The sequence below is a fragment of the Paenibacillus sp. FSL R7-0313 genome (genome assembly GCF_037969885.1).
In the GTDB taxonomy this organism is placed as follows: Bacteria; Bacillota; Bacilli; order Paenibacillales; family Paenibacillaceae; genus Paenibacillus.
On record NZ_CP150219.1, the window covers coordinates 488,174 to 501,624 of the forward strand.

Annotated in this window: 10 protein-coding genes; all 10 read right to left on the reverse strand. The window is 46.7% G+C overall.

The genetic code is table 11. From position 1 onward, the window contains the following. Window positions 1-282: 282 nt before the first annotated feature. Window positions 283-1,230 (reverse strand): aminopeptidase, encoded by a 948-nt coding sequence (locus NSQ38_RS02005; protein WP_338590545.1) that lies wholly within the window; start codon window positions 1,228-1,230, stop codon window positions 283-285. A 93-nt stretch (window positions 1,231-1,323) separates the two neighbouring features. Continuing rightward, window positions 1,324-3,312 carry an alpha/beta fold hydrolase gene (locus tag NSQ38_RS02010; protein WP_339786626.1) on the reverse strand — a complete coding sequence of 663 codons (1,989 nt, stop codon included), beginning with the start codon at window positions 3,310-3,312 and terminating at the stop codon, window positions 1,324-1,326. A 60-nt stretch (window positions 3,313-3,372) separates the two neighbouring features. Beyond that, window positions 3,373-3,939: a TetR/AcrR family transcriptional regulator gene (locus NSQ38_RS02015; RefSeq protein ID WP_036607516.1), complete on the reverse strand. Its 567-nt coding sequence runs from the start codon at window positions 3,937-3,939 to the stop codon at window positions 3,373-3,375. 338 nt (window positions 3,940-4,277) lie between these two features. Further along, the gene (locus tag NSQ38_RS02020; protein ID WP_339786629.1) at window positions 4,278-5,510 is read right to left on the reverse strand and encodes an MFS transporter; all 1,233 of its coding nucleotides are present in this window, start codon (window positions 5,508-5,510) and stop codon (window positions 4,278-4,280) included. Then, window positions 5,507-6,775: an ATP-grasp domain-containing protein gene (locus NSQ38_RS02025; protein ID WP_339786633.1), complete on the reverse strand. Its 1,269-nt coding sequence runs from the start codon at window positions 6,773-6,775 to the stop codon at window positions 5,507-5,509. The genes NSQ38_RS02020 and NSQ38_RS02025 overlap by 4 nt, the downstream gene beginning before the upstream one ends. Further along, window positions 6,772-7,824 carry a YqcI/YcgG family protein gene (locus NSQ38_RS02030; RefSeq protein WP_339786636.1) on the reverse strand — a complete coding sequence of 351 codons (1,053 nt, stop codon included), beginning with the start codon at window positions 7,822-7,824 and terminating at the stop codon, window positions 6,772-6,774. The genes NSQ38_RS02025 and NSQ38_RS02030 overlap by 4 nt, the downstream gene beginning before the upstream one ends. A gap of 22 nt (window positions 7,825-7,846) precedes the next feature. Then, the gene (locus tag NSQ38_RS02035; protein ID WP_339786639.1) at window positions 7,847-9,070 is read right to left on the reverse strand and encodes an ATP-grasp domain-containing protein; all 1,224 of its coding nucleotides are present in this window, start codon (window positions 9,068-9,070) and stop codon (window positions 7,847-7,849) included. A 314-nt stretch (window positions 9,071-9,384) separates the two neighbouring features. Then, the gene (locus tag NSQ38_RS02040; RefSeq protein ID WP_339786641.1) at window positions 9,385-10,683 is read right to left on the reverse strand and encodes an ABC transporter substrate-binding protein; all 1,299 of its coding nucleotides are present in this window, start codon (window positions 10,681-10,683) and stop codon (window positions 9,385-9,387) included. A 1,004-nt stretch (window positions 10,684-11,687) separates the two neighbouring features. Then, on the reverse strand, window positions 11,688-12,524 hold the full coding sequence (locus NSQ38_RS02045) for a carbohydrate ABC transporter permease (protein ID WP_091038297.1): 837 nt from the start codon (window positions 12,522-12,524) through the stop codon (window positions 11,688-11,690). Beyond that, the gene (locus NSQ38_RS02050) at window positions 12,524-13,405 is read right to left on the reverse strand and encodes a sugar ABC transporter permease (protein WP_036607341.1); all 882 of its coding nucleotides are present in this window, start codon (window positions 13,403-13,405) and stop codon (window positions 12,524-12,526) included. The genes NSQ38_RS02045 and NSQ38_RS02050 overlap by 1 nt, the downstream gene beginning before the upstream one ends. Window positions 13,406-13,451: the final 46 nt, after the last annotated feature.

Consider the following 13,451-nt stretch of genomic DNA (forward strand, 5'->3'; position numbering starts at 1 on the left):
TACTTGGAACAAAAAAGCGATATTCCTGTGGATAACTTGTTTCATTACTCCAAAACGACTGTTTTATCGGATGAAAACACGAGTTATACCTGATTTGTGGATAAGTTGTGCACATATTGCACACATGCTGTGGATATCTTTGGCGTTTCATGTGGATATTCATTAATTTAATGTGGACATGTTGTGTATTTGTTTGTAAATCTAACGTAAAATCTAAATTTCCGCTTCAGTTATCCCTTACTGTGGACACGTTGTGGACATGCCTAATTTCCTTCACTGTAGTTATTCGACCAATTCACCCTGACGCATGATCAGCTTGTCATCGATGTACACGTCCGGCTTTTGTACAACTGCATCAATATGAACACCCGCGGCAATCGTTCCACCAAATGTGTTATTGCTGCCAAAGGCCACATGAATTGTGCCGTACACCTTCTCATCTTCCAGCACAACACCCGTGATTCGTGCCTTGTTATTGGTACCAATACCGAATTCGCCGAGAAAACGACCATCGCCCTCACCAAGCGTTTCCAGTAATTGAGCCCCATCTGGTCCTTCAGCTGACACCAACCGTCCTTCATTAACGGTCAATAGCATCGGTTCACGGAGTGCCCCAATTCCAGCAATGGAACCATCTACAACAATACTGCCCTCGCCCTTGCCCTCAACGGGAGCAATATAGGCTTCTCCTGATGGCAAGTTGCCCGATTCACCAGGGTTCAAATACATACCTGTGCTTGGTACACCGTCACGATCTTCAATGGAAAAGGAAAGACTATGGCCCTGCTTCTCTATTCGCACATGGCGACCTGCGGTTAATAGAGCCGTTACCTTCTCTGTCAACGCCTTTACTTGCGAATATTCAGCTGTAATGGCTCCGTTCACAAACATATCCTCTGTCATGCCAGGCATTGTTGCCACTCGGGTCCCTGAAGCAGCGGCTTTTTTGCGTGCCTGGGTATGTGTTAATGAATATCGCGTTACACACACAGCTACATCTGCTCGAATCATGGCCTCTGCAATCGGCGCAGGTGGCTCTTCTCCAGATCTGCTGCGTTCCTCCATAATTAACAGGACCGACTCAGCACCAAGTGCTTTGCCTGCCTCATAGATGGATTCAGCCAGATCCCGTTTCATATCGTCTGCGACAACCACCAGATTCTCTCCGCTGCGCAGTCCGAGACATTCCGTTAGCACATTTTTACTGATTTCCACACGTTGCTTGCTCATACATTCATCTCTCCTGTCTTTGGTTCAGCTCTCAAAAGTCGACTTGACCCTTTCGACAATTGGCACGGGATTCCTGCATGTCCAAACCTGAACTCACCTCAAGGTATCGGCCCATTCGGCGAGGATTGCGGCTGTTTCCTTATACTGAAACGTCGGAAAGTAATGTCCATAGGGTACATCTATCCGTTTGACCTGTGAGTTCATATCCTGGGGATAGTGATATTCCCGATCTTGATTGGCCCATACAACTAATGCATTCTTGGCATAATGCTGACTTTCCATTTTCGCCCACAACGTTGATCTGGCGCCTTTCCTCTGACCCGAGTGAATCCAGCGCAACAAGTCTGCATGTGCTCCTGCAATGCGAGGGGATTGGAGACTGGAACGTATTCTCTTGCCCATGGTATGGGCCATAACACTGCTGTCGCCTACGCCGCTATGTGAACTGAACATTTGATTCCAACTTTTCTCCGATCGTCCACGCAGGGAGCGCATCACCCCTCTTGGCAAACGGGAAACCCATCTTAGCACATTCGGATTCGAATTGTTGGCAACTGGCTGAAGCAAACCTAACCGAATGTCTGTCCGCCCGCTACGCATCTGTGCCGCAGCTGCAATAGCAGCCCCTATTGAATGACCCACCAGCTTCACCGGACCTTCAAACTCACCAAGAGCCGTAAGCAGTGCACCCACCTGACCTTCAAATGCTTCATCCCCCTGATGCACCGGGGACCGTCCGAATCCAGCGAGATCGATTAACCATACCGGGTTTCCGGTCCGGTCCCTAAGCTGTTTTCCTAACGGTAACATCTCATCCGCAGATTGAAGCAGACCATGTACAATAATCCAAGGCTCTCCCTCACCCTCCCAACCAAGCATAGCCATATTTCCGCTCCGTGACCGAATATAATCTGTCGGAAAACCCTCAGGTAACGGCGTATACCGCAGACGATAGTCCAGATCAGCTGTAACCAGCGGAAGCTGTTCCCGGATGTCCGGCCACGATTGCCCCATACGTGTGAACAGAGCCTCCGTCTCTTCAACCGGGAATGACCTGTTGGTAATAAAAGCAACCGACTCCGCTGGAACACCACTGATGCGTGAACCACCTGATTTCATGATCCATTGAATCCATGGTAGTGGCACAGCCCCTTTGGGCTTGGGTACGTCCAATTGCTGCGCCAAGAGTTGCAGCAGTTCCTTCATATTGGGACTGTCCTCCTTCCGCGCCAACAATGGATAAGTTCCTCCGACTGGAGCAGCTTCCCTGGATAGAAAAACAAGCGTCTGTGCAACAATGTCATTCTCCACAAGCGGTAACCAATAGGATGAACCTCCCGGCACTACCGGCATAAGCCCTTTCTGAATCGCCTGAATGAGCAGTCCAATCCCACCCGTTTGCTCGGTTTCACCTGTCGGACGTGGTCCAACCACTGTACTCGGATTTACAACGGATAAGGGATAGTGATGCTGTTCTGCATGCTCGCGAATGTGCAGATCGGCATGGAACTTCATCTCTTCATATGCACTTTCATTGTTATCCACATGCTCAACCTGTAGATAATTCCCCTGTTCATTCCGTTCTCCATAAGGACTCATATAACCAACAACGTGGATAAAGTGTCTCAATCCATGAGTACGGTGGATTTCCTGTGCTAGCTGTGCCACTTCTCTGGCCCCGTTCATGAATATCTGCTCAGCTACTTTTCGTTCCAAAGTGACGTCCATCGTTCCACCCGCATGAATGATCACATTCGCTTCAAGAGCACGCTCCCGGTCCGTTGCGGTAAGGCCAAGACCCGACATGGACAAATCACCTGTAATAAAGGTAATTCGGTCGAAATCCTTCACTCCATAAGCCTTCAGCACAGTTCTGGCTCGCTGTTCCGAACGAACCAGCAAGAGCAATTGTGCGTCTCCCTGTGTGAGCTGTTTGACCGTTTCTTTGCCGATAAAACCTGTGCTTCCTGTCATAAAAATGGTCGTGGCTGCAATATCAGACTTGCTTATTACCTGATTCATCTTTGTTGAATTTGCTGCTGTGTTTACTTCATTGGATACACGGTTAGTATGTACAATCATTCTGTTACGGCTCCTTTTAGTACTATATAGTACTAGTTATATTCAAAAAAAGAGCTTCGATTAACGAAGCATCTGACAAAAAGTACGCGCCGATTGTTCTATAATCCCTACATCACGCGCAGTTCCCGCGAGGATCAGAGAACCTTCCAATGCTGCAATAAACAACAACGCAGCCGGTCCCGGTTCAATTTCTTTGCGAAATTCACCACGATCCAAACCTTGCTGAAACAACTTCTCCACCATAGGTCTAAGCTCACGAAAGAATCTGGATATGCTTTCCTTCACTTGGGGTGCACTGTCCGGTGTCTGCATATATAACGTAACAAACGGGCAGCTCCCTTCGTAATTTCGGCCCTCAATCCCTGCCGATAGCAATGCCATGAATGAGTAAATACGCTCCTCCACTCCTCGCTCACGCTGACTGAGCAGCAGATACAGCTCCGACTCATATTGGGCAATCCAGTATTGTACCACGGCCTGGAGCAGTTCCTCCTTGTTTTTAAAATGATAATAAATATTCGACTTGGATACCCCACTCACTCGCACGACTTCATCCATGCTGACGTAGCTGTACCCCTGACGCAGAAATAATTGTGCCGCCACTTCAACCGCCTTGGTCCGGTTCACCGGATTGGAACTTTTGGATTTGGCAGGTCTCATGTTCATTTTTTGATTTGTCATATTTAGAACTATACAGTACTAGTAAGTTGAAAACAAGTATTTCTGTTAACAAAAGAGGATTTCCTACTCCAACTACTCCATACTTGTCCACATTTAGAGTGCTATACACACAGGATATCCACATATAGTATTAACTCTGTGTTAAATACGTCATGAGATCGTTAAACTGCTTTTGGGTTATCCACATGTATTCCAGTGAATAAAACAAAAAAAGGCCAACCAGAACGCACCCGGCTGACCCTTCGTACAATTCATTTTCCAACTGTTACTTTTGTTTCCCTGCTTCAAACCGAAGGTTTACTGTCCCCAGCAATAATCGGTTCGGTACCTTGAAGCGGCAATCTGTTCTCCAATCGGATGGCGACAAACAGGATTATCGTCACCGTAACACCGAGTGTTCCTAACAGTACGCCTGTATTCTCCTGCCCCATCAGGGACAACGGAAGTGCCAGCACCAATGGGACAACTGATCTTGTAAATTGAGTGGCGAACGTTGATCTCCCCGACCACTTCATGGTCTCTTCGCGGCTGCGTAAGTTATCAAACATGACAGACCTTTGCATAATACGAGTCCGGTTAAACACAAACCCAAGCATGAATCCACAGATTAACGACACCGCAAACACCTGTACCGTGCCAATGATGATATCGATCACGCCGATCAGTATAAATAGATACATTGGAATTCGGTGTTCCCACTTACGAATCAGCGTTGCAAGAAAGGCACCTAGCCCCATCGCTGCTCCGATGGCCCCGTAACGGGATGAGTCCCAATTGAAGATATCGTGGAACAAAATCGGTACGATAAAATTAATTGCTCCCAATTGCACGGTTAATACAACTACCGCCAATATGGTCATGTTCAGTACTTTTTTTCGCACGGCGTCGGAGTATGTAATCTGCGGAGCCTCCGTTTTTTCTTTCTGTATGTTCTGCTCAGCCTGACCAGATCGAGACAGAATCGGAATGAGCCATGGAGCCATCATGCCCACAGCCAGTGTCACCATCAGTACCGTTGAGATCATTGGCAATCCGCCTATACTGAGTAGAACTCCGGTTATTGCGCTTCCTCCAAAGGCACCAATTTGAATCGCAGTCTGCAAGTCATGTGAGGCCTTGTGTGATTTGATTTTCCCGTCCAATACCATCTGGGACATGTAGATCTCCAGGCTCTGATTGGTCAGAAAGAGAATCACGGAGAATACGCCACCAATCAGATATAAGCCATACACATTGGTGTTGCCCGCAAATTGAATTAAAAACACAAGCAGAAACACAATGCCCAAGATGCGTGCCAAGCTGAAAATCAGCAAGGGTCGTTCTTTAAGCGCAGTTTTGAGAAAAAAGCTATATTTTTGCAATAAAATAGGTACCAAACTCATGATCGTAATAATAATACTCAGATGAGTAATAGATCCGCCCTGCTCCAGTACAGACCAGATCAGAGTAATATTTAGAATCGTATCTCCACATAGGGTAATCGACAGAAATAGTATGAACAAAATAGTCTGTATCATTGAAGCTGTCTCACCTCAGCAACTTGCAAATCCAGCTTTTGTTCCAGAGATCTTGCGGCTTGTTTTACCGACTCGATGTCCTCAGGTCCCTCATATTGGGTACGCACAGATAGCAGACCTGTAATATCGAATCCTTTCGGAGCAGAATGGACCACTCTACCTTTGGCAGCCACTGGATAATAAGCCCGGTACCTGACATCATCTGCTGCCTCACCGCTGGCATTATTCAACACCTTGCCATCACGGTATACAAATTTGATACAGGTAGCACACTTGGGAGCCGTTCTTTTCGCAAAATGGACTGCCAACGTTTCCTCGCCCTGAAGACCATAAGCATGAGCGGTCACCAGATCAGTCCCATACACATCACGTATATTGCGATAGACATGCCCACCACTGATACGACAGCTGAACTCCACCACTTTATACTCATCATTGGCGTTTTGCCTGGCTTCAACGTTAAACAGACCATTTTCAAGTTTCAGACCTGTACATATTTGCTGAGCCATCTCGCAAAGTTCTTGTTCCACATTGGATTCTCCCTGAAAAGGTAGCGTATATTCATCCTCTTCAAAGTAAGGACCTGGCATTCTGAGCTTGTTATGTACTCCTCCCAGGTAAAACAGGCCATTCACAACTACGCCATCCAGCGTAATCTCTTCCCCCGGCAAGAACTCTTCAATCAGCGCTATTGTAGGACATTCCTCGTCAAAATATAGCCCGGACTGCGAAATGGCCAGTTGCGATATGCTATCGAAGGCCTCCTTCAATTCGGCAGGCGAATGAACGAGCGCAACATGGCTACTGGATGCGGCCAGTGTGGGTTTAATAATCACCGGATAGCCTACACTTGCTGCGGCTGTAACAGCCTCATCCAACGTATTTACGGCATAAAATTCAGGACAGGCCACGTTCTCTTGCTTCAGGAACTGACGCTGTCTGGACTTGTCTCTGGCAATTTCGGCCGCTTGGACAGGAATATCCTGTCTTCCCAATCCTTCATTTAATCTCGCATTTAGTACAATATCCGTCTCCTGCCAGGTAATGAAAAACGGAACGCCTATTTGTCTCGCCTGCACGATCATTTCTTCCACATTCTCATTCTTGGGAATATGCTGAACAGAACGAAAGCGAGGATCTTGTTCAAATCCAGAAACAGAGGTCCATAAATGGACCTCTTCGAAAATTCTTCCCAGAGCTTCAATATGATCCCCGTGCAGGGATAAGCCTTTTCTCATGAGCAAACCAACGGAGGAACGAGTCATGCCAGAACCTCTTCTTTCGGCTGCTCCACAAACTCCAAAGCGATAATATACAACGTTCCCTTCTCCCCGGCTTTGGAGGAGTGCACCGTATTAGCCGGAAGCAAAATGCGGTCACCTGGCGTGCAATGCAGTTCTCCTTCTTCTGTGAAGAAGGTAATATCTCCATTGATAATCAGAAGTGTCTCGTCTGTAGGATGGGTGTGAGATTTGTGCTCCCTGAATGGTGTATCTCTTTGAACCTCTACCGAACCGGTTACAGGCAGCAACTGCATTACAGCTTCTTCAAGTGTTATGTCAGACCCTTTAATATATTGAACTGAACTCATACTATTCCTCCTCATATGATGAAATGGGCATTGCGCTGTAGCAGAAACTTCATTGGTATCTGGAATAAAATATTGCAGCCACTCTCGATTATTCGGATTCCCATAGATCCCTAGATGCGGGAATGGATCAATGGCATCGTATTGCCGAAGCAAGCTTCGCACCAAATCCTTGGATTTATCTCCTTTTGGTGTTCCCAAGCCAATCGATTCAAAGACCCATCGTGGTTGAAAGGTAATCATGTATGTATTGGCATGTCTGCTCCTTCTCACCTCATGTGCTGGTGTATTACAAACGACAAAAATGGGTTCCCCATGAAAGCAAAATTCCCACAAAGGATCATTCTCTTCATTCGGTATGAATTCTGGCCATTCTTTCAAGTCGATGGTGTGCAGCCGGGTCAGGATGGACCAAAACGTATGCTGATATTCATGGATGGATAGATCCTTATCAATATTAAAAAATGTAACCATGGAGGTGTAGTTTCCGAAGCTCCTTGCCTGTTCCACATATTCTCTCAATGCCTTTGCAAGCTCTTCTATGGAATGGTCTTCTACATCATCCAAAAAGGAGAACCGCAGCTCATTGCGGTTAAGCCCCATGGCACCGAAAATGCAGGGAAACCGAGGGCTGTCACCGGTCATATCCTTTTCAAAATGCTCAAATTCCTGCTTTCTCCAATCATGACTATCCAATCTCTTCACATCAGCGTTATCTAGCAACAACCCAAAGCCCTCCTAGAATGGTTTAATGGTGAACCAGGACAAACTTGTCATGTAATTCTAGAAGTTGTTTTCTAACGAATTCAATATCCGGGCCTTCCACAATGGCAAATCCGGATCTGGACATCGTATCTCGACCACCTGAAATGGACTGGCCTGATGTATAGTTAATTCGAATATCAATGAGTCCTTCCATCGATTTGAAATCTTCTGCGGATGAGATGCTTTCGATCTTGCCTACAGCAGATGGAAAATTAACCGCACCGGTGTACTTGCCTGTATTAACCGAGGTTGGCGCTTCATATATTCCAAGTTCCGTTTGAATGGCTGCATCAAACAAGTTAACCTGATGGGAATTCAACACCATAGGTGGAATGATGACAATCCCTCCAATTCTTGCTCCAATCTCTCCAAAACAGATCTCCCCATTCGGCAAAAGAAATACCTCTGCATGGAACACACTGTTACGTATCCCCAGTGTCCGTATGATCTCTTCATTAAACGACTGCATCCGTTCTACATATTCATAATGTGTATTAGTGGGATAACAGATCGTACCGGAAGGGCGATCATTTTGGACAATCTCAAGACAATTAAACAAATATTCAGAGACGGAGGAAAATACAAGCTCACCTTCGGAAACGATGGAGTCAATATGAAACTCCCTACCCGTAATAAATTCCTCAATGAGCACTGATTCCCGATTCCAGGAATGGTTGATATAATGCTCAAGTTCCTCTTGATTATTGAGCTTGTACGTCATGATCGTCGCCCACCCACTAATCGGTTTGATAATGATGGGAAAACCAATGCCTGCGACAATCTTTCTGATCTGTACTGCATTGGACGCAATACGTGTCTGTGACGTGTGGATTCCCGCCTGCCGCAATGTCTCCTTCATGATCCATTTGTTACGTACCGTCTCAGCCTGATTCTTTTGAATACCAGGGATACCAAAACGTGTTCTGAGATACCCGCCTGTCTCCACCACATTTTCAGTCGGGGCAATGATGCGCTCCACATCATATTCATCCAAAATGCGCTCAAAAACCTCTTCCACCTGGTCAATCTGAGTAATATCACCCACTTCGAACACTGCACTGAACAGCCCTTCTGGTAATGTAGCAAACTGTTCATAGCCCTGTTCCACCAGCAAAATGTTGGTTGTGTCCGAAATTTTGGACAAGGCTTCGAGAAACCCTGTTTTGGTGTTAATCCGCTTGTCACACAGGAATACAATATCCCTCATAAAGAACTTCACCTCCGATTCAAATATCTTTACTTTCTGCTATATTTTTCTATAATATGGATATCACATGGAACTGTCAATCTAAAAATTACAAATATTTAAAGTTTGGCTATTTGTTGCCATAATGTGTACTAACAACAGGTTGTAGACATCATACAAACACCCGACCATCTGTATTAGTCGATATTTGGGTTCATATTTGCACTTTTTAACTGGAAATTTTCTCATTAAAAAAAGGCGACTCCAATTAATCTGGAGTCACCTTTTTATATGTTTTTACTTATCCACACCTTCATTCATTGAAGGGGAAGCCGTTATTTTTTCAGACTATCCCAGTTCTGTTGCAATGCGTCGAGCAATCCGGCTTTATCCGATTTGCCTGCAACGTAAGCCTGAATTGTGCTGCCATACTCTTGTGGAACCCCCTCAGGGAAGCGGTTGAAGTTCCAGCTGAGTGTTTTATTTTCCTGGCTATACTTCATGATCTCTGTGGCGAGGTCACCCAGATCCTCTTCGGATGCTGTGATGGAACTGAACGCCGGGATGAATTTGAATTCTTTTGTCATGTATTGTTTCCCGATATCCGAAGTTACGAGCCATTCCAAAAACTCTTTTGCTTCCGGTTTCACTTGGGAATTCTTGTTCACAACCCAATAGTTCGGCACGCCGACAAACAATTTGTCATTGGGTTCATTGTTAATTGGCATCGGCAGAATACCCAGATTCAGATCCGGATCGATTCCATCGATCTGTACTTGAGTCCAGTTCCCTTGCTGCATCATCGCCGCTTCTCCACTCGCAAACAACGTAACTTGCGTATTGTAGTCGGTTGTCAGCGGGTTTTTGTTGCTGTATTTCAACGTTAAGTCGAGCAAGTTAATCCAGTCGTTGAACACCTGGTTGCCAGGGATTTTCTCCGTACTTTCGTTGAGTCCTTGGATGAATTTCACCGGATCTGCCTGATTTGCAAAGGCCACGTTTACATTATGGTTGCCCAGCACCCACCACTCCTGATATCCGTTCGAGAATGGGGTAATGCCTGCAGCTTGAAGTTTCTGTGCAGCTTGATCCAATTGTTCCAGTGTTGTTGGAATTTCGGTAATACCTGCTTTTTGGAAGAGGTCTTTGTTATAAATGAAACCATAACCCTCCAGCGCGAGCGGCTGTCCATAGAGCTTGCCGTCTTTGGTCATTGGCTCTTTGGCTACTTCGAGTGCATCCTTGGCCCATGATTCTCCAGACAGATCTTCCAGATATTCAAGCCATGTATCCAATTCACGATAACCACCTACGTTGAAAATGTCCGGTTGTTCGCCTGCGGCAAACTTGGCTTTCAATGCAGCGCCGTAGTCACTACCACCACCTACGGTTTGAATGTCCAGTTTGACGCCTGGATGGGAGGATTCATATTCCGCTTTGAGACGATTGAGCGCTTCCGCAATTTCGACTTTGAATTGGAAGATTTTAATGGTTTTGTCCCCGGCAGCAGCCTCGCCGCCACCTTGAGTATCCGTGTTGACCGGACTGCCGCTCTTGTCCCCATTGCCACAACCCGCAAGCATTACCGAAAAAGCAATCAGCATAAGCAACGTCAACTTTGTCATTCTTTTCATACATACACTCTCCCTATAGTAGTTTCAGTATAACAGTTTCACTAAGGCATATTTTCACTGGCACTCCGATGACAGAAAAACCTTCCCTTGAAGCGTGTTTTCATTCTAACGAACCGAGCGCACGTTATTCGCTCCTATTTGCGCAAATCTCCAGCCTAACGAATCACAGAGACGCTATTTCGTCGATTTGGTCGATTTTCAAGGCTCTGAAGCCATTTTGTACCCGAATAACGTTACTGAGATTCGTTATAATTTGGATTCCTTGATTATCCACCTATTAAGATGCGGTGGGTTCGTTAGCGCTTTGAAAAGGGAGCATGCCATCACTCTGTAAAAGAAGTTCCTGGCTATACAAGCGTCTTTCTTGGTCTTTTCTCTTGACTAATCTTTTCCCCAGGAGTTATGCCCAAGCTATACGGGCATGACTCCCTTTGCACACCTCCATGCGAGGTGGGAGCAAAGGGATCAAGAATGCGTTGTAGAGCGGAGCGTTCGCCTTTGATACTCGGTGGCTTCCTTGCCACAATCCATTCAGGCCACCGAGGAGCAACAGCGACCGAAAGCGCAACTTGATCCCGCAGCGACCTTGTACTCGCACTCCCCACTTGAGCCCGTCAGCGACCTTGCCTCGCACTCCCCACTTGAACCCGCAGCGACCTCCCCATACACACTCACCTTCTGCATTATCGAACCTGGTCTTTAAATCTTTTTTTCTTGGTCTTTTCTCTTTATTGGTCTTTTTCTCTTATTGCTCTTTTCCCCAGGAGTCATGCCCAAGCTATGCGGGCATGACTCCCCTTTGCACACCTACGTGCGAGGTGGGAGCAAAGGGATCAGGATGCGATGTAGGAGCGGAGCGTTCGCCTTTGATACTCGGTGGCTTCCTTGCCCTAATACATTCAGGCCACCGAGGAGCAACAGCGACCGAAAGCGCAACTTGATCCCGCAGCGACCTGCACTCGCACTCCACGCTTGATCCCGCCAGCGACCCTTCCCTCGCACCCTCACCCTTTAACTGATCCAGCGGTAATTCCCTGAATGATGTACTTCTGCATCAGCAGGAAGAAAATAATGATCGGCATGATGCCGAGCACAAGTGCCGGCAAGGCCAGATCCCATTGCTTCGTGTATTGACCGAAGAGTGCAAAGGTCGCAATCGGGATCGTACGCAGGTTGGAGCTTTGCAGGATCAGGGATGGGAGCAGATAATCATTCCAGATCCAGAGTGTGTTCAGAATGATGACGGTTACATACATCGGTTTCATGAGTGGAAATACGATCCGGAAGAACACCCCGTAGGCAGAGCTTCCATCTACCCGTGCCGCTTCCTCAATCTCCAGTGGGACGGATTTTACGAATCCGTGGAACAGGAAGACAGACATCGGTGCCCCGAAACCGAGATAACAGATAATGAGTCCGCCAAGGCTGTCGATCAATCCCAGATTACTGGTTACAGTAACGAGTGGAATCATGATAGACTGGAACGGAATCACCATAGCGGCAATGAACATGCCGAACAAAATCCGGTTGAACCGGGTATCACTGCGGACCATTCGGTACGCGGCCATGGAACTGATCAGCACAAGCAACAGATTGCTGACCACCGTAACGATAAGCGAGTTCATCAGCGCGGACGGGAAGTTAATTTTCTCCCAAGCGTTCGCATAGTTGCCCCACTGGAACACTTCCGGCCATGCAGCCGAATTGGTTAGCAGATCACCGAAGGTTTTGACCGAATTCACAAACAGGAAGTAAAACGGAACCAGGAATAAAAGTCCAAGGAGTACCATGACAATCTCGGTTAAAATGGTACTGAAGCGGTAATTTTTCGTCGTCTCCATTAGGCTTCTACCTCCTTGCTCTTCGTCAGACGTACCTGAATCATGGTGATGATGGCAACGATTACGAAGAACACGAGCGCTTTGGCGGTTCCGATGCCATATCTGTTATTCACAAAGGCTTCATTGTAAATATTAAGTGCAACCGACTCTGTTGATCCGAACGGTCCACCTTTGGTCAGCGACAGATTGAGATCGAACATTTTGAACGACCAGGAGATCGCCAGGAACAAACAGATTGTCACACCCGGCATAATGAGCGGAAGAATGATGCTCCGCAGTACCTGCCAGCGGCTTGCGCCATCAATCTCTGCAGCTTCCAGCAGATCGGGGGATACATTGGTCAGAGATGAGATGTAGATGACCATCAGATATCCTGCGGTCTGCCATACAAACACAATCACGATTCCCCAGAAGGCGGTTGGTTCGTCTCCCAGCCAAGGAAGGTTGAAGAAGGACCAGCCGGTTACATCGCCTACTGCTGAAAACCCTTTCACAAATATGAACTGCCAGATAAAGCCGAGCAACAACCCACCGATCACGTTAGGCATAAAAAAGATCGTACGCAGAATGTTTCTCGTCTTGAGCGGTTTGGTCAGGAAATACGCTAGGAAAAAGCCAATCACATTGGTCAGTACCACACCAACCACGGTGAAGCGCACCGTAAACCAAAACGCCGTTTGGAACTTGGGATCATTCGCAAAAACATGCACGAAGTTATCGAACCCTACCCAATTAATGTTCTCGGATACCCCGTTCCAGTCCGTGAAGGAATACACCATGCCAAGCAGGAAAGGGACCACGATGATGAGAATAAAAAACACGATGGAGGGACCCACGAACACAAGCTGCTGTAACAGCTGTGAAGATTTGCGATGCTTCATATCGTTCTCCCCTTCTATAGATGGATGAAATTGGTCTCTTTTTCTA

What these genes read in the sequence shown, in the direction of transcription:
- NSQ38_RS02010 (WP_339786626.1), bottom strand. Translation starts at nt 3,312, where the DNA reads ATGATTGTACATACTAACCGTGTATCCAATGAAGTAAACACAGCAGCA.
- NSQ38_RS02045 (WP_091038297.1), bottom strand. Translation starts at nt 12,524, where the DNA reads ATGGAGACGACGAAAAATTACCGCTTCAGTACCATTTTAACCGAGATT.
- NSQ38_RS02040 (WP_339786641.1), bottom strand. Translation starts at nt 10,683, where the DNA reads ATGAAAAGAATGACAAAGTTGACGTTGCTTATGCTGATTGCTTTTTCG.
- NSQ38_RS02025 (WP_339786633.1), bottom strand. Translation starts at nt 6,775, where the DNA reads ATGACTCGTTCCTCCGTTGGTTTGCTCATGAGAAAAGGCTTATCCCTG.
- NSQ38_RS02050 (WP_036607341.1), bottom strand. Translation starts at nt 13,405, where the DNA reads ATGAAGCATCGCAAATCTTCACAGCTGTTACAGCAGCTTGTGTTCGTG.
- NSQ38_RS02020 (WP_339786629.1), bottom strand. Translation starts at nt 5,510, where the DNA reads ATGATACAGACTATTTTGTTCATACTATTTCTGTCGATTACCCTATGT.
- NSQ38_RS02005 (WP_338590545.1), bottom strand. Translation starts at nt 1,230, where the DNA reads ATGAGCAAGCAACGTGTGGAAATCAGTAAAAATGTGCTAACGGAATGT.
- NSQ38_RS02035 (WP_339786639.1), bottom strand. Translation starts at nt 9,070, where the DNA reads ATGAGGGATATTGTATTCCTGTGTGACAAGCGGATTAACACCAAAACA.